Origin of the sequence: Porphyrobacter sp. TH134 (assembly GCF_002855495.1) — a bacterium.
GTDB lineage: Bacteria > Pseudomonadota > Alphaproteobacteria > Sphingomonadales > Sphingomonadaceae > Erythrobacter.
In genome coordinates this window covers 1-15,541 of sequence record NZ_PKRO01000034.1, presented here as the reverse complement: position 1 = coordinate 15,541, position 15,541 = coordinate 1, and the positions used below count along the sequence as shown (strand labels likewise).

Genomic DNA, 15,541 nt, shown 5'->3' with positions numbered 1-15,541 from the left:
CGTTACAGCGGCAGGATCGGCAGCACCAACGGTGCGCCCGTCAGGCTTTCCGACCCTTCGAGCAGCGCCAGCGCCCGGCTGACATGCGCCTCGGGCCCTTCATGCGTGACCATCGCCACCATCACCTCGCCCGCGTCCGCCCCCCGGCCCTGCTGGATCAGGCTTTCAATCGACACCGCACCATCGCGCATCGCGGCGGTGATTTCGGCGAGCACGCCGGGACGGTCTTTGACCATGAAGCGGATATAGGTGCGTTCGGTCCGGTGGCCGGGCTCCGCAGGCGGCATCGCGGCAAGCTGGGCGCTAGGGATCGAGAACGGCGCGCCCACTTCGTCGCGCGCGATGTCGATGAGATCAGCCGCCACCGCGCTCGCCGTCGGCCCGTCGCCCGCGCCCGCGCCTTGGAACAGCAGGCGGCCGGAAAAATTGCCCTCGGCCACCACAGCGTTGGTGGGGCCGTCGACGGCGCTCAGCGGATGGCCCTTGGCGACCAGACAGGGGCGCACGCGCTGGAGCAGGCGCGGGCCATCGGCGGTCTCTTCCACGTCGGCCTCACCGATCAGGCGGATGACAAAGCCCAGCGCATCGGCCTGCGCGATGTCGGCAGCGCGCACCTGCGTGATGCCATTGACGCGCACACCGGCAAAATCGATCTGCGTGCCGAACCCGATCGCGGCAAGGATTGCCAGTTTGTGCGCCGCGTCCACGCCCTCGATGTCGAAAGCCGGATCAGCCTCGGCAAAGCCCAGCCGCTGAGCCTCGGCCAGCACCACGGCAAAGTCCGCGCCGGTGGCTTCCATTTCCGACAGGATGTAATTGCAGGTGCCGTTGAGAATGCCGTAAACCTTGGTCAGCGCATTGGCGCTGGTGCCTTCGCGCAGACCCTTGATGACAGGGATCCCGCCGCCGACGGCCGCTTCAAACTTGAGCGCGGCGTTTTGCCCCTCGGCCAGTTTGGCCAGTTCCAGCCCGTGATGCGCCACCATCGCCTTGTTGGCGGTGACCAGGCCCTTGCCCGCCTGCAAGGCCGCACGCGACAGCGCGAGCGCGGGGCCATCCGATCCGCCGACCAGTTCCACCACCACGTCCACATCATCGCGCCGCGCGAGCGCGGTCATATCGTCTTCCCACGCAAAGCGGGCAATATCGACGCCGCGGTCCTTGCCGCGATCCCGCGCGCTGACCGCCACCACCTCGATCCCGCGCCCGGCCCGCGCCGCGATCAGCCGGGCGTTGGTATCCAGCAAGCGGATAACGCCCACGCCCACCGTGCCAAGCCCGGCAATGGCAATACGAAGCGGTTGGGGGGCAGTATCGGCCAAGCGGTCCTCCATCAGTGACGGGAACCGGCGATTAACCGTGCGGTGCGCGCGGTCAAGCGCAGATACGCAAGGTCAGCCGCGCGTGATCCGGCGCTCGCATGGCCCCAGCGCCTCACGCACGAAGGCGTAATCGCCCGCCGCCAGCCGCCGCGCCTCAGGCTCGCGGGCAAGGTTGGCGCCCGATGGCAACTGCGCCGGAAGCGAACAGGCCAGGCGATACCAGCGCAGGGTTTCAGCCACCGGCGGGCGCGCCGCCGAATCGATGATCTCGCCCCACGAAACGCCCCATTGCGGACGCTGGCCGGGGCGGCGCAGCACCGTGATCGAGACGGGCGAGCGGTTTTCGGTTGTCAGAAAAATCTGGGTTTCCGATTCGCCCGTCAAGGTGCCTTGCACCGCCAGCGCATCGCCAATCCCGGTGATGCGCGGGGCCGCGCCCTCGGCGGCATAGAGCTCGGTCAGGATCGGCCGCAGGCGCGCTTCAAGCTCAGGGGTGTAAGCCAGCTGCGCCGCCGGAGAGACCAGTTGAACCTCACCCGGCCGGCCCGCCACGGGGCGCGCAAACAGCAGGAATTCCCGCTTTTTCAGCTTGGGCACCTTGCCGCGGGCATCCAGCGGAACGTCGGCAAGATAGGTCAGCGCCGCGCCGACACCACTGCGTCCGGCAATCAGCGCCGTGGTATCGGCCTCGATGTAAAGCCGCGCGAATCCTGCCGCCAGACCCGGCGCGCGATCGGGCTTCAACACGGTCTGACGGCGAATCTGGACCCGCACCACCAGTTCAGAAGCATCCGAAAGCGTCGCCAGATCGGCATAGGTCGGCCCATCAGCGGCCGTGGCCATGGCCGGTGCAACCGTTTGCGCATGGCCTGCGCCGGGCACCAGAACCAGTCCTGCGAGCGCTATCATCGACACCTTCAGAGGATTGAAAAACGGCATTAATTCATCCTTAACTTGTCACCGCGCCGCGCGCTTGTTCACCAGACCTGCCTTACCGGTTTAGCAAGCCTTGTTGCACATGGCTCGCAGTGAATTGACGCTGAACCGCAAAAGGGTTTGATCGGCTAAGGGTTGCCCGTTAAAGCCCTGAGGCTGACTGCGCGGGACTGGGGACATTACCGCGCTGACAGTTCAGGTTGCGTTCTGGATGGGAGCATTCAAAACGTGCCAGCCGGGCAAGGTTTGGGCGCCGCTTAACGCGTTGTCCGGGGCCTTGGTTCCCGGCGTGGGAGGGCCGAAATGACCGGGATCCGTTCTCCAGCCTGCTGGGCTGGGGCGCGGGGAGTGTGCCGATCTTAGGATTGGCGAGTATTTGGAGAGAAAGCGCTGGATGTCCTACGCTAGCCAACAACAAGGGTTGACCGGCCCCAAGCTTGTCGCATTGATTATCGCGCTGTCGATCGTCGGTGCTGTCGGGGCGGGAATGGTCATCTTTCTTGCCGTCGACGCCGTCAAGGAGATGGTCGAACGCGTAACGACCGTGAACGTCGAGGAAGAGCCGCCGCCACCCGAAGAGGAGCCGCCGCCGCCGCCGGAAGATATGCCGGAGCCGACGTCGCCGCCGCCGCCGGTTGCGCCGCCGCCGCCGTTCAACATCGCGCCGAATCCGCCGCAGATGGAAACCCGTCAGGACCCGCCGCCGCCCGCACCGACGTTCACCCGTCCGAGCACGGCTCCGTCCGCGCCTCCGGGTCCGCCCGAGCCGCCGCGTGTGTCGAAGGCTCGCGGTGTCCAGCCGAAGAACCAGCGGAGCTGGGCTGCTCGCATCCAGGAAAACTATCCTCGCCGCGCTGCGCAGGAAGAAATCGAAGGCACGGTTGGCGTTCGCGTCACTGTGACCCCCGATGGCAAGGCCACCGGTTGTTCGGTGACCGGTTCGAGCGGTTCGGACATTCTGGATCAGGCCGCGTGCAAGGATCTGGAACGTTACGGCCGGTTTGACCCCGCGCTTGATGCTGACGGCAACCCGATCAGTGCCAGCTGGTCTACCCGCATTACCTACAAGCTGAACTGATCTTACGAGACAGCGGTGCAATGAAAATTGCCCGCTGGCCCCTCGGACAATTCTATCAAAAGGACTCTCGCAATGAACCTTTACCTTCTCGCCGCCGCAGCTGGCGAAGCCGCCCCCGAAAGCAAGTTCGGTTTCGTTGAAGCCATGCGCGAAGGCGGCCCTGTCGCCTGGTCGATCCTTGCCATCATGATCATCATGTCGGTCGGTTCGTTCTACATCATGTTCACCAAGCTGTTCGAACAGAACAAGGTGATGAAGCAGTACAACGCCGTGCAGACCCAGTTCTGGCGCGCGTCGAGCCTCAAGGAAGGCGCGACCAAGCTGGACAAGGACGGCCCGTGGCGCCAGCTCGCCGACGACGCCGTGAAGGCGCAGGACGAGCACGGCAAGATGGTCGATGCGCTCGAATCGCACGACTACATGCACGGTTCGCTCCAGCGTTCGGAAGATTCGATCAACGCCGTGCTGTCGGGCGGCCTGCCGTTCCTCGCCACCGTGGGTGCGACCGCGCCGTTCGTTGGTCTGCTCGGCACCGTGATCGGGATCTACCGCGCGCTCATCAACATCGGCATCGCCGGTAACGCCTCGATCGACAAGGTCGCCGGCCCCGTCGGTGAAGCGCTGATCATGACCGCCATCGGCCTGCTGGTCGCTGTGCCTGCCGTGTTCGCGTTCAACTGGCTCCAGTCGCGCAACCGCAAGATCGCCGCAATGCTCAGCACCTTCTCGACCGATCTGCTGGCCTACATGAACTCGAACGGCGCCGTGAAGCCGGTGGTTCAGGCGGCTCCGACTGCCGCGAAGCCTGCTGCCAAGCCGGCTGCTGCTCCGGCCGCCAAGGCCTGATTGCCATAGCCGCGTAAGCGGCGGGATCATCCCTCGGGCTGATCCCGCCGCTGCCCGGCCAGCCGCCCCCACGGCGATGCCACCGGGCAGGCACAACAAGTCAATGTTTTGACAGGCTAGGAATTCACAATGGCGATTTCTACGGGAGGCGGGGTCGATACCCCCATGTCCGACATCAACACCACGCCGTTGGTGGACGTGATGCTGGTGCTCCTGATCATCTTCCTCATCGCGGTTCCGGTGGCGATCCAGACGATCGAAAAGCTGGAGATCCCGGTGTTTGAATCGATCGAGTCCAAGAACAAGGTCGAAAACCTGCTGCTGACCGTCAGCACCACTGATGATGCGGGGCGCAGCGCCGGGGATCCGGGCTTTGCCGGCGCGTCGCGCAATGGCGAATGCCGGGTCTACTTCAACAACGTCACCCCGGTGTCGTCTGATGAACTGCAGAAGATGGCGTTCGACCGCCTCGATGCCATCGTCAAGCGCGCTGGCGGCGCCGAAGCGCTGATGACCGATCCGGAGAAGGTACCGCAGGTCCATATCCGCGGCGACGTCAACGCCCCGTGGAAGTGCGTGGCAGGCTCGATCTACAACATCCAGATGGCAGGCTATCCGATCGTCGGGTTCATTTCGAACCCGGTCGACCCGAACGGCTGATCGTCCAAGCAAACTTAAGGAGTAACTGACATGGGTATGTCTGGAGGCAAGCTTGACGGCGAGCCGATGATGGAAATGAACATGACTCCGCTGATCGACGTTTTGCTCGTTCTGCTGATCATGTTCATCATCACCATCCCGGTCGCAACGCACTCGATCGATATCGATCTTCCGCAGCCGCAGCCGAACGATACGCCGCCGCCGATCGATCCGGTGAAGAACAAGCTGGTTCTGACCCCGAACGACCAGATCCTGTGGAATGGCACCGCGATCAGCGAAGGCCAGCTGGTGCAGACCTTGCAGCAGACCACCCAGATGGCGGTTGAGCCGGAACTCCAGTTCGAACCGGAAGCCCTGGCCAGCTATGACCTGTCGGCCAAGGTGTTGCAGGACATCAAGGCATCGGGCGTCACCAAGTTCGGTTTCGTCGGCAACGACAAGTATCGTGAGTTTGCCAAGTGATGTCAGGCCGGCTCTAGGGGTGCCTTAGGCGCTTCCAGACCCGGCCCGGATCGTTTCAGACAGGGCGCTGCGAGGTTTCGCGGCGCCCTTTTTGTTTGGGCAAAGCCAGCGCCCGCCAATGTTTCACGTGAAACATTCGGGGAACATCACGCCCGTCAGTCACCTTCCAGCGGCGGGTCCGGGCGCATCGCGGCAGCGATCAGCCCCTCGGCCTCCAGCAACAATTCATCATCCACCGCGCCTTGCGGCACCGCCTCGCGCCCGATCATCGTCATCACCGGCACCGCCAGCGGCGATACCCGGTCAAGCGTCACATGCACCAGTTCGCGCTCCGACCGTTCGAGCAGGTCGGCCAGTCGCCCCACATCCGTCATCCGCGCCCGCGCATCGGCCCAGGCGGCTTCCAGCAGCACGTGATCGGGCTCGTATTTCTTGAGCACATCGTAAATCAGATCGGTCGAAAACGTGACCTGCTTGCCGGTCTTCTTCTGCCCCGGATGCTGGCGCTCGACGAGGCCGGAGATCACCGCCACCTCGCGGAACGCGCGGCGCAGCAGGTGGCTTTCGGTCACCCACTCCACAAACTCGTCGGTCAGGATATCGGGCGACAGCAGCGGAACGGGATCGGTGACAGGCTTCAGCCCCCACACCGCCAGACAGTAATCGTTCGCCACAAATCCGCCCGGCAGCAGGCCCCGATCCTCCATCCGCCGGGTGATAAGCATCCCCAGGCTCTGGTTCGCGTTCCAGCCTTCGAAGGTATAATAGGTGGTGTAATGCTTGCCCCCATGCGGGAAGCTTTCGACCAGCAATTCGCCCGGCGCAGGCAGGCGGCTGCGGTAGTCCTGCATCTCCAGCCATTCGCGCACATCATCGGGGAACAGCCCCCACCCTGCCCTGTCCGCCAGCAGCCCCTGCACCCGCGTCGCAAGGTGGGTGGTCAGCGGCAGGCGCAGCCCGCCATAGCTGGGAATGGTGGCGCTTTTCTTGGCGGCACGGACAGTCACGTCCATATCCTTCACGCCTTCCACCTCAAGGCTCATACCCGCAAAGAAAAAGGTATCGCCGGGCGAAAGCTGGGCGGCGAAGCGCTCCTCCACCTTGCCGAGGCTGCGGCCGTTCTTGAAGCGGACATTGAGCATTTCGGAATCGACGATGATCCCGGCATTCATCCGGTGGCGCTGCGCCTGATTGGGGTGTGAGAGGCGCCACACGCCATCCTTGCCGCGCACAATCCGCTGGAACCGGTCATAGGCTTTGAGCGCATAGCCGCCGTTCGATACAAAGCTCAGAACCCGCTGAATGGTCGCCTCGTCCACCCAGCTATAGGCCAGCGCGCTCCTGATCTCGGTCAGCAGCGCATCCTCGTGGAACGGCCCCGCGCAGGCGCAGGCCATCACATGCTGGGCGAGCACATCGAGACTGCCGGGCCGGAATGCCTCCCCATCACGCTGGCCTTCATCGACCGCTTGCTTGGCGGCAATCGCTTCAAGAAACTCGAACCGGTTGCCCGGCACCAGCACCGCGCGGCTCGGCGTGTCGAGCCGGTGGCCGGCCCGCCCGATCCGCTGGAGCAGCCGCGAGCTGCCTTTGGGTGCGCCCATCTGCACCACCAGATCAATGTCACCCCAGTCGATCCCCAGATCGAGACTGGCGGTGCACACCAGCGCGCGCAATTCCCCCCGCGCCATGGCCTCCTCGACCTTGCGGCGCGCTTCGACCGACAGGCTGCCGTGGTGGATGCCGATGGGCAGGTGATCCGCGTTTTCCTCCCACAGGCACTGGAAGATGAACTCGGCCAGAAAGCGCGTGTTGGTGAAGACCAGCGTGGTGCGGTTGGCGGTGATCGCCTGCATCAGTTGCGGCACCGCCCAGCGCCCGGCATGGCCGCCCCACGGCACGCGCTCTTCGATGGGGAGCAGGATTTCGACCTCGGGATCGGCCCCCTCCTCGCCCAGCACCAGCGCGGCGGCGGCGATCTCGTCCCCGCCTTGGGGCGCAAGCCACTCCTGAAAATCGCGCGGATTGGCAAGCGTTGCCGACAGCGCCACCCGCTGGGCGTGCGGCGCCAGCGCGTGGAGCCGCGCGAGGCTCAGCGCCAGCAGATCGCCGCGTTTGTCGGTGGCGAAGGCGTGCACCTCGTCGATCACGATGCGGCGCAGCCCCGCGAACAGATCGGCGCTTTCGGGATAGGACAGCAGCAGCGACAGGCTTTCCGGCGTGGTCAGCAGGATGTGCGGCGGGCGCTCGCGCTGGCGCTTCTTGCGGTCGGACGGGGTATCACCGCTGCGGGTCTCGACCCGGATCGGCAGGCCGATTTCTTCAATAGGCGTCAGCAGGTTGCGCTTCACATCCTGCGCCAGCGCCTTCAGGGGCGAGACGTAGAGGGTGTGCAGCCCATCAGGCGGCAGCGCGGCGCCGGAGGGCGCGAAGTCGCACAGCGTCGGTAGAAACCCCGCCAGCGTCTTGCCCGCGCCGGTATCGGCCACCAGCAAGGCGTGGCGGCCTGCACGCGCCTGCTCCAGCATTGCCCACTGATGCCGCCGCACCCGCCAGCCGCGCCCCGCGAACCAGGCGGCGATGTCCGGCGGAAGCGATGCTGGGGCCGCAGCGGGCGCGGTCACATCAATGGGCGTGCTCGGCCGGATCGGTTTCTGCCTGCGCATCGAGACTGGCCCGGATTTCCTCAACCGAAATGCCCGTCACCTCGGCCACCTTGGCCTGTTCTGCGGCCGTCAGATCGGCAAAGCCACGGGTCGGCGGCAGATCAGCGGTGGCCTCGGCTGCCTTTTGCTCCAGCGAGCCGATGGTGCTCATCAAGGCCGGCATCGCCTCCATGGAAGCGCTCAGGACGCGGGGGTCGCTCGACATGGTGAAGCTCTTGCGGGCGTAGCTGGTGCCGGTCGGCGTGAGGAAAAAGGCCTCGATCTCGTCAAGCTCCTGCTGCGTGAAATTGATCGCATACAGCTCCGACATGGCTTTGCGCATGCCGGGCTCCATCGCATCCATCATGGTCGCCATCACGCCCGGAAACAGCGCCATTTCGCGCTTCTGGCGTTCGGCCCAGGCCGGATCGAACAGGCTCGCCAGCTCCTCGGTCTGCTCCGGCGTCAGGTCGAGATCGAAGCTGCTCAGCCCGGTCGCTCTGGTCACGGTCGCCGTTGCCGGGGAACCGCCTGCCTGCATGATCGGGCCGAGCATCTTGTCGAACATCGACCCCATCAATTCCGACAGAGTGCCTTCGGGGATCATCCGGCCAATGATCCGCTGCGCCTGCGGCAGGCGGGTTTCCTGCTCGGCGGTCAGCGGTTCGGCCGGGAACATCCCGCCGAGCATGGCCATCACCTGATCCATCTCTTCGGTCGCGGCGCTTGTACCAGAATCTTGCGCGGCAAGCGGCGCTGGCACCAGCGTGAGCGCGCAAAGCCCGGCAGCAGCAGCGGCGAAAAGACGATGGCGAATCATGGTCATGCTCTCCCTCAGAGTCCGAAACCCTTAATGCCCGACGCTGTCGCCGCGCTCCAGCCCGGATGCAGCCAACTGCGCATCGATCTGCGCGAGCAAGCGGTCGAGGCCCGCTTGCGTGTCGCTTTCAGCGCGGGCGACCAGCACGTCCTGCGTGTTCGATGCGCGCAGCAGCCACCAGCCATCCGCCGTGCTGACCCGCACCCCATCGGTGGTGTTGACGCTTTCGACCGCCGGGCCGGGATTGGTGGCCAGACGCTCGGCGATTTCGGCCATCGCCGCAAATTTGCGGGTCTCATCAACCTGAAAGCGCAGTTCCGGCGTGTTGAGCATCGGCGGGATCGCGCTGCGCAGCTCGGTCACCGATTTGCCGAGGCGGGCTGCGGCCGCCAGCAGCCGGACACCGGCATACAGCGCGTCGTCGAACCCGTAGTAATCATCGGCAAAGAACACGTGCCCGCTCATCTCGCCGGCGAGCGGCGCACCAGTCTCCTTCATTTTGGACTTGATGAGCGAGTGGCCGGTCTTCCACATCAGCGGCTGCCCGCCCAGCTCCGCCACGCGGTCAAACAGCGCGCTGCTGGCCTTCACATCGGCGATAATCGTCGCATTCGGACGGGTTTTCAGCAGATCTTCGGCGTAGATCATCAGCAGCTGATCGCCCCAGATCACCCGGCCCGTGCCATCGATAGCGCCAATCCGGTCGCCATCGCCATCAAAAGCCACTCCGAAATCGAGCTGCTTGTCCGCGACGAGCGCGCGCAGATCGGTCAGGTTGGCCTCAACCGTTGGATCAGGATGGTGATTGGGAAAATGTCCGTCAACTTCAGTAAAGAGCAGATGGTGTTCCCCCGGCAGCCGGGCCGCCAGCGCCTCCAGCGCGGGGCCCGCAGCACCATTACCGGCGTCCCAGCCGACGCGGAGATGCTTCAGCGCCTCGGGATCGACTCCGGCGAGGCCTTTGAGCAGGCGCTCGACATACGCGCCAAGGATGTCGCGGGTGATGACAGTTCCGGTGCCACTCGCGAAGGCCCCGTCTGCTGCCAGTTCCCCCAGCTTCTGGATATCGGCGCCGAAGAACGGACGCCCCTGAAATACCATTTTGAAGCCATTGTAATTGGGGGGATTGTGGCTGCCAGTTATCTGAATGCCGCCATCCACCTCTTCGGCTGACGCTTCGGCATAGTACAGCATCGGGGTCGGCCCCATGCCGATCCGCACCACATCGCAGCCGCTGGCGTTGAGCCCTTCGACCAGCGCATGTTCCAGCATCGGCGAACTTACGCGCCCGTCATAGCCCACCGCCACAGTCCTGCCGCCCGCCGCACGCAGCAACGTCCCGAACGCCCGCCCGATCGCGCGGGCATCATCGGCACCCAGCGTTTCGCCGATGATCCCGCGAATGTCATATTCGCGCAGCACGGTAGAGTGGAACTGGTGTCGCATGATCGAGAGGTGCTCCTTGCCGCATCATGGGCGGTTGATGGGGGCGGTTGTTATTGATCGGGGCCGGGCACGGATCGATCGGCAGGCACCGCTATCCTTCATTCCCGCCGCGACACGGCCAAACCCCTGCCGCGCGCTTGTGTCAATCCCGTGTAAACAGGCTCCTACTCGCCCGGCCCGGCCTGTGCGCCCGTAAGCTCGGCAAGCAGCAGATCGCGTGCGGCATTGGCTTCCTGCATCGCCGTTGTCGAACCGCCGCGATCAGGATGAACCTGAGCGGTCAGCCGGCGATGGGCCGCGATAATGTCCTCCCGCCCCGCCGCCGGCGCAACACCCAGGAGCGCGCGCGCGCTGTTCACCGCACGCCGCCGGCCGGGCGCGAACCGCACCACCTCCCACGGCCATTTGCCCAGGGCCCAGCGGCACAAGACGCTCAGCCCCGCAAGGATGACAAACGCCTTGAACAGCATCAGGCGAGCTCCATCTCGCCCTGCTGGCAATCAAACGCAGGCAAGCTCAACGCCTTGACCAGGGCGCGCAATTCCTGCCGGGCCACCAGATGGCTGGTGCCCAGTTCGCCCAGATGCCCCTTGTCGAGCAGCGTCAGGCCCGAAGGGAACAGCTCGCGGTAGATCACGCGTTCCGACAAACCCTGCGTCACCCGGAAACCGACCCGCTTGGCCATTTCGTTCAGCGCCTTGTGCAGGCGGGTCTGGTTGCGCGCTTCAACATGGCCCGTGCGGTTGCGCACCACGATCCAGTCCATCTCCGGCCGTTGCTGTTCAATCGTCATGCGGCTGCGCTTCATCCGCGATTCCCAGATCAGCTCGGCAAAAAAGGACAGCTTCTTCACCTTGAACGTCTCGGCATCGACCTGTCCGATCAGGTCGAAATCGACAAAGCTGTCGTTCATCGGGGTCACCAGCGTATCGGCGTGTTCGACCGCGATCCGGGCGTAAGGATCATCACGGCCCGGATTGTCGATGACAAGGAAATCGCAGCTCGCTTCCATCCGCCGGATCATGCCCAGCAGATCGCCGGTATTGTTCCCGCGGAACACCTCGCACGCCGGGGTCGGCAAGGTCAGCCCGCGCTTTTCAAGCGTGCCGAGCCGGTTTTCGATATAGCGATGCATGGTGCGCTGGCGCGGATCGAGATCGATCGCGGCAACCCGCGCACCCAGATAGGACAGCGCCACCGCCACGTGAACCGCGGTGGTGGACTTGCCGGTGCCGCCCTTTTCGTTGGCAAACACGATCCGGTGCGCCTGCCCCTTGCGCAGACGGCGTCCCGCGAGCACGGGTTCAGCAGGTTGAGCGCGCGAGGCGGGCGACATGACAGGGCTTTCGGTTACGTTCACGGGGCGCACTGCGGGCCGGCGCCCCTCCGGCTTGAAATGAGACAGTCAGCGCCGCTAGGGCACGGCTTGGCAATATCCTTGGAGGCGTAACGGTGCAAACGGTCAATACGTTGCAAATGTTGAGAACCGCTTTGGCACAGCTGCGCGCCGATGGCGCATCGATTGCGCTGGTCCCGACGATGGGCGCGCTGCATGAAGGGCACCTGACCCTGATCCGCCGCGCGCGGGCCGAGGCCGATCATGTGGTCGCCTCGATCTTCGTCAACCCCAGGCAGTTTGGCGCAGGCGAAGACCTTGACGCCTACCCGCGCCAGCTGGCCGAGGATGCCGCACTGCTGGAAGCCGAAGGAACCGCCCTCCTCTGGGCTCCCACGGCCGAAGAAATGTACCCGGCTGGCTTCGCCACCAATGTCAGCGTATCGGGCGTCAGCGACGGCCTGTGCGGCCGCGCCCGGCCCGGCCATTTCGACGGCGTGGCCACTGTCGTGCTGAAGCTGTTCAATCAGATTGCGCCCGATATGGCATTCTTTGGCGAGAAGGATTTCCAGCAGCTTGCCGTCATCAGGGCGATGGCGCGCGATCTTGATCTCACTGCGCCCTGCGCCGCCAACATTATCGGCGTGCCGACGGTCAGAGAGCCTGATGGCTTGGCGATGAGCAGCCGCAACCGCTACCTCTCCCCCAGCCAGCGAACCGCCGCTGCCGCCCTGCCGCGCGCGATGAAGGCGGCCATCACCGCGATTGAAGGCGGCGCAGCCGTGCCGGGCGCATTGTCGGCGCTGGAGGCGGCGATCATCGCGGCGGGCTTTTCTTCGGTCGACTATGCCGATCTGGTCGATCCCGTCTCGCTCGGCTCGCTCACAGCCAGCCCCACCATGCCAGCCCGCCTGGTGGTCGCCGCGCGCATTGGTGGCACGCGGTTGATTGACAACATGGCCGTGAACGCCGCCAAGGGCTGACCGGCGCACCCCACCGCGCCAAAACAGCGTTGACCTCGCCGCGCCAACGGTGGCATGGGCGGATTTGCCGTGAGCGGGTATAGCTTAGTGGTAAAGCTCCAGCCTTCCAAGCTGGCTATGCGGGTTCGATTCCCGCTACCCGCTCCAGCCCTCCCTTCCCAACCAGCCCTAGAAAGTCTATAAAACCCTTGGAAATCCGAGGGATTTAGGCCCTCGATCGTCCGAGAATGTCCCTTTTCTTCCCGCTGCATCCGGGGCCCTTGGGGGCCACATCGCGGGGCCTTGCCGCTGACAGATGTTGCGATCCGGTGCGCCAGGGCTAAAACTCCACACCCGCCTCCTCAGGCAGCTGCCATTGCTTGGGCCGACCGGCTCTTAACCAATCACATACGAACGGCCGCAACATTGCGTCCACCGAACCCAGCATCTGGACGATCATGGAGTCGGGGACTCCCGCCATATCATCGGGGCTGGCAAGGGCGCGGACAAATTCGATCATGTATTTCTGTTCGATCGCATCGCTGAAGCAAGGCATCTCGCCCGGCCGCGTGCGAGTCCGCGCGTCACGTTTGGAGACCTCATAAGCGGCGAGCTGCCGCCGCGTTTCGTCGGACATCTCGTCTTCGGGGAGGATATCGGAGCGTTCCTCGATGGGCGTGTTGATCTGCGCCAGCAAATCCAGATCGAACCGGGCCTGTTCCTCGATGCGGGAGGTATCAAGCTGGTAACCGCCATCCGGCCCGACGGAGAACGAGCCCGGTGTGGTGAAATCCGACGTGATCGATCCCACCTGTTCGCGCGGCATGCGGCAGGTTTCTTCCGGCACGTCGGAATTGTTGTCCTGATACAGCGTCGCGGAAAGCGTGCCGACCAGCATGCCGGCCGCATTCATGGTGATGGTCACTTGCCCGGTGGTCTCATACGACATGATGTTAACGCAACCGCTCGCATCGGTTTCCGTCTGGCCCGGCGCGAGCGAGCTGATCTCATCGCCTTCGCCGACCCCGACCGAAATCTTGGCCGGAAACGTGCCTGTCTGTCCCTCGGCAAGGCGGGCCATGGCGATGGTTATGGTCGCGCCATTGGCCTCGTCCATCGCCATGCGTTGCATGATTTCAGGGGTTTTTGCTGCTGGGTTGGCCTCCTGATAGATCTCGCCCAGCGTCTTGAAGCCGTCCTTGGTGAAGGAACCGGGCAGATATTGCAGCGCAGTCGCTTTCTGGATCGCCTCGGTCGCGCGGGCAAAATCGACAGCGTCGGGGCCTGCGGCGATGGTGATCTGGGTCAGATCGCCGCATTCGAACAGCGCGGCCTCTTCGGGCGGGCAGGCACCCGGGTCCAATTCGGGCTCATAAAGCTGCGGCGTGCTCATTTGCGGGTCTTCGGCACCGCCCTTGGGCAGCGGCTTCTTCGTCTTCTTGCCGCCCCGCTTGGTGTTGCGAACGCCGGTGAGCGTCGTCTTTGCGACCGGGCGGGCAAAGTTGAGCGTGAATTGGGCCGGAGTCATGGATGACGTGGGCGTTGACGGTGCGTTTACCAGCACCACCGTCTGCCACCCTTCAAGGCCGCCGGGGACATCGGGGAAAAGCGGTTGGAAGGCGGCTTGCCAGATCGCTACGCAGCCATTGCCGCGCACGACGCCGCTGCTGGAGTCGAGGATCAGCGGACTCTGAACAAGCTGGCCGCGCGTGCCCAGATCAAGATCCTTGCAATTCCTACTGCCCGCGGCTGTGACATTGAACGGCGGGGGGAGGTTATAGGGAACCAGCGGTAGATTGGCCTCGACCGCATTGCTGCGTACCGGCCCGTTGTAGGGCATTTTCACGCGCAGGCAGCGTGCCGAATAGGGGTAGATAGTGATCGGCACCGACGCGGCCGTTGCGGTTGTCAGATCGATTTTCTGGCAACCGTCGGCCCAGATCAGCTTGTCGAAATAGTCAGCCCGCAATTTGTCGGTGCGGTTTGATGCCACCAAATCGGGGAAGTCGGCCACTTCGGTGATCATCTCGGAATAGACCTGCCGGACCCCGCCGGGCCAGATCTGCGCGCCGTTGAACTTGGCTGCCTTGAGCGCGGCATCGGTCCATTCCAGCCACGCATAGGATGAGGACGGATCGGACGGCTCGGGATATTTCAACATCTGCTGGTACGCTTCGAACCCGCGCGGGCGGGCGCGGATCAGGTGTCGCCAGAAACTCCCCGTCATGTATCCGGCCATCGGGATGCTGTCCCCGTATTCGGGGTGCGTCTTCGGATAGACGCTTTTCCAGCGATCGACGTCGAGCGGGCGATCATAGTAGCGCAGGCCAAGGAAGAAGGAGAAATTGCTGTTTGTCATCGCCTTGGTTTTGCGGGCCATGGCACGGCGGCTGAACGGTGTGGTGCCGTCGGCGCGCTTGAAGCGCTCCATCATGCCAAACCCCACGCCATTCGCCTGTCCGTCGGACAGCCAATAGGGGTCGTTGTCCCCTTCTAGGCCTGGGAGCGATTGGTATTGGTAGAGATGGATATATTCGTGAGATAAAAGTGGATGGATAGCCCACTCATTTGCACGGTCAGCATTAAATTTCACGCTGAAGCCCGATTCAGAACACCAATTCGACCGTGGCGGATTAGTGCCAATACAGATTTGCCCAATGGAGGAATTGAAGTCCTTTCCAGACGGATCAAAAGGTAGCAGATTTCCAGCTGCTGCTACTGTAGTTGAATTTCTCGCTTCTTCCTGCGATCGGAAGATCAAGAATAAATTCTTTTGGCCGTCAAATGTTGTGTCTACTGGTGGAGGAGTGCCAAATCTTTGACTATGGATGTCGTAAACTTCGTTCGCACTTTCAATGAGTTCCTTGAAAACGGGACGATAATCTTGTGCAACTGTATCAATGCCGATGACCGTAAGTGCATCTGAGGTTGCATTAGACCTGTTGCGAAAGCCGGGCCAGTTTGATTTTTCTGGGACATCGAGTGAGGACAGGGGGGTGTCTTTTGATGCAAGGGATCAGAAGCCGGC

General features: G+C 63.8%; 13 protein-coding genes and 1 tRNA gene. 6 read left to right on the top strand and 8 right to left on the bottom strand.

The annotated features are described in order from the left end of the window. Positions 1-2: 2 nt before the first annotated feature. Together C0V72_RS12820 and C0V72_RS12815 are read right to left on the bottom strand one after the other, a co-directional pair. Positions 3-1,334 carry a homoserine dehydrogenase gene (locus tag C0V72_RS12820; RefSeq protein WP_101794537.1) on the bottom strand — a complete coding sequence of 444 codons (1,332 nt, stop codon included), beginning with the start codon at positions 1,332-1,334 and terminating at the stop codon, positions 3-5. A gap of 60 nt (positions 1,335-1,394) precedes the next feature. Continuing rightward, entirely contained in the window at positions 1,395-2,261 is an 867-nt protein-coding gene (locus C0V72_RS12815; RefSeq protein ID WP_101794536.1) for a hypothetical protein, read from the bottom strand. Between the two features lie 391 nt (positions 2,262-2,652). Here C0V72_RS12815 and C0V72_RS12810 point away from each other — a divergent pair, with 391 nt between their 5' ends. From C0V72_RS12810 to C0V72_RS12795, 4 genes are all read left to right on the top strand, one after another. After that, positions 2,653-3,336 carry an energy transducer TonB gene (locus C0V72_RS12810; protein ID WP_101794535.1) on the top strand — a complete coding sequence of 228 codons (684 nt, stop codon included), beginning with the start codon at positions 2,653-2,655 and terminating at the stop codon, positions 3,334-3,336. Positions 3,337-3,408: 72 nt separating this feature from the next. Further along, the gene (locus tag C0V72_RS12805) at positions 3,409-4,182 is read left to right on the top strand and encodes a MotA/TolQ/ExbB proton channel family protein (RefSeq protein WP_101794534.1); all 774 of its coding nucleotides are present in this window, start codon (positions 3,409-3,411) and stop codon (positions 4,180-4,182) included. Between the two features lie 129 nt (positions 4,183-4,311). Further along, positions 4,312-4,842, top strand: a complete 531-nt coding sequence (locus C0V72_RS12800) for an ExbD/TolR family protein (protein ID WP_172439018.1) — start codon at positions 4,312-4,314, stop codon at positions 4,840-4,842. A gap of 30 nt (positions 4,843-4,872) precedes the next feature. Continuing rightward, positions 4,873-5,304, top strand: a complete 432-nt coding sequence (locus tag C0V72_RS12795) for an ExbD/TolR family protein (RefSeq protein WP_101794532.1) — start codon at positions 4,873-4,875, stop codon at positions 5,302-5,304. A 155-nt stretch (positions 5,305-5,459) separates the two neighbouring features. Here C0V72_RS12795 and C0V72_RS12790 read toward each other — a convergent pair whose 3' ends face one another. The 5 genes from C0V72_RS12790 to C0V72_RS12770 form a co-directional block, all read right to left on the bottom strand. After that, complete coding sequence (locus C0V72_RS12790) at positions 5,460-7,970, bottom strand: ligase-associated DNA damage response DEXH box helicase (protein ID WP_233999940.1); 2,511 nt, start codon at positions 7,968-7,970, stop codon at positions 5,460-5,462. Then, positions 7,930-8,775 (bottom strand): DUF2059 domain-containing protein, encoded by an 846-nt coding sequence (locus tag C0V72_RS12785; RefSeq protein ID WP_101794531.1) that lies wholly within the window; start codon positions 8,773-8,775, stop codon positions 7,930-7,932. The genes C0V72_RS12790 and C0V72_RS12785 overlap by 41 nt, the downstream gene beginning before the upstream one ends. A gap of 24 nt (positions 8,776-8,799) precedes the next feature. Beyond that, the gene (pgmG, locus tag C0V72_RS12780; RefSeq protein WP_101794530.1) at positions 8,800-10,215 is read right to left on the bottom strand and encodes a phosphoglucomutase/phosphomannomutase PgmG; all 1,416 of its coding nucleotides are present in this window, start codon (positions 10,213-10,215) and stop codon (positions 8,800-8,802) included. Between the two features lie 164 nt (positions 10,216-10,379). Beyond that, complete coding sequence (locus C0V72_RS12775) at positions 10,380-10,685, bottom strand: molecular chaperone DnaJ (protein WP_172439017.1); 306 nt, start codon at positions 10,683-10,685, stop codon at positions 10,380-10,382. Further along, the gene (locus C0V72_RS12770) at positions 10,685-11,497 is read right to left on the bottom strand and encodes a division plane positioning ATPase MipZ (RefSeq protein ID WP_233999943.1); all 813 of its coding nucleotides are present in this window, start codon (positions 11,495-11,497) and stop codon (positions 10,685-10,687) included. Before C0V72_RS12770 ends, C0V72_RS12775 begins: the two co-directional genes overlap by 1 nt. 170 nt (positions 11,498-11,667) lie before the next feature. On the opposite strand from C0V72_RS12770, the gene panC reads away from it, so the two are divergent. After that, a complete protein-coding gene (gene panC / locus C0V72_RS12765; protein WP_101794529.1) occupies positions 11,668-12,534 on the top strand; it encodes a pantoate--beta-alanine ligase in 867 nt (288 codons plus the stop codon). Positions 12,535-12,607: 73 nt separating this feature from the next. Further along, positions 12,608-12,681 (top strand) — tRNA-Gly (locus tag C0V72_RS12760). Positions 12,682-12,853: 172 nt separating this feature from the next. Here the strand turns inward: C0V72_RS12760 and C0V72_RS12755 are convergent. Next, complete coding sequence (locus tag C0V72_RS12755) at positions 12,854-15,274, bottom strand: hypothetical protein (RefSeq protein ID WP_172439016.1); 2,421 nt, start codon at positions 15,272-15,274, stop codon at positions 12,854-12,856. Positions 15,275-15,541: the final 267 nt, after the last annotated feature.

Excerpts from the sequence above, each read along its gene's own strand:
- C0V72_RS12820 (WP_101794537.1), bottom strand. The coding sequence starts at position 1,334 with ATGGAGGACCGCTTGGCCGATACTGCCCCCCAACCGCTTCGTATTGCC.
- C0V72_RS12815 (WP_101794536.1), bottom strand. The coding sequence starts at position 2,261 with ATGCCGTTTTTCAATCCTCTGAAGGTGTCGATGATAGCGCTCGCAGGA.
- C0V72_RS12810 (WP_101794535.1), top strand. The coding sequence starts at position 2,653 with ATGTCCTACGCTAGCCAACAACAAGGGTTGACCGGCCCCAAGCTTGTC.
- C0V72_RS12805 (WP_101794534.1), top strand. The coding sequence starts at position 3,409 with ATGAACCTTTACCTTCTCGCCGCCGCAGCTGGCGAAGCCGCCCCCGAA.
- C0V72_RS12800 (WP_172439018.1), top strand. The coding sequence starts at position 4,312 with ATGGCGATTTCTACGGGAGGCGGGGTCGATACCCCCATGTCCGACATC.
- C0V72_RS12795 (WP_101794532.1), top strand. The coding sequence starts at position 4,873 with ATGGGTATGTCTGGAGGCAAGCTTGACGGCGAGCCGATGATGGAAATG.
- C0V72_RS12790 (WP_233999940.1), bottom strand. The coding sequence starts at position 7,970 with ATGCGCAGGCAGAAACCGATCCGGCCGAGCACGCCCATTGATGTGACC.
- C0V72_RS12785 (WP_101794531.1), bottom strand. The coding sequence starts at position 8,775 with ATGACCATGATTCGCCATCGTCTTTTCGCCGCTGCTGCTGCCGGGCTT.
- pgmG (WP_101794530.1), bottom strand. The coding sequence starts at position 10,215 with ATGCGACACCAGTTCCACTCTACCGTGCTGCGCGAATATGACATTCGC.
- C0V72_RS12775 (WP_172439017.1), bottom strand. The coding sequence starts at position 10,685 with ATGCTGTTCAAGGCGTTTGTCATCCTTGCGGGGCTGAGCGTCTTGTGC.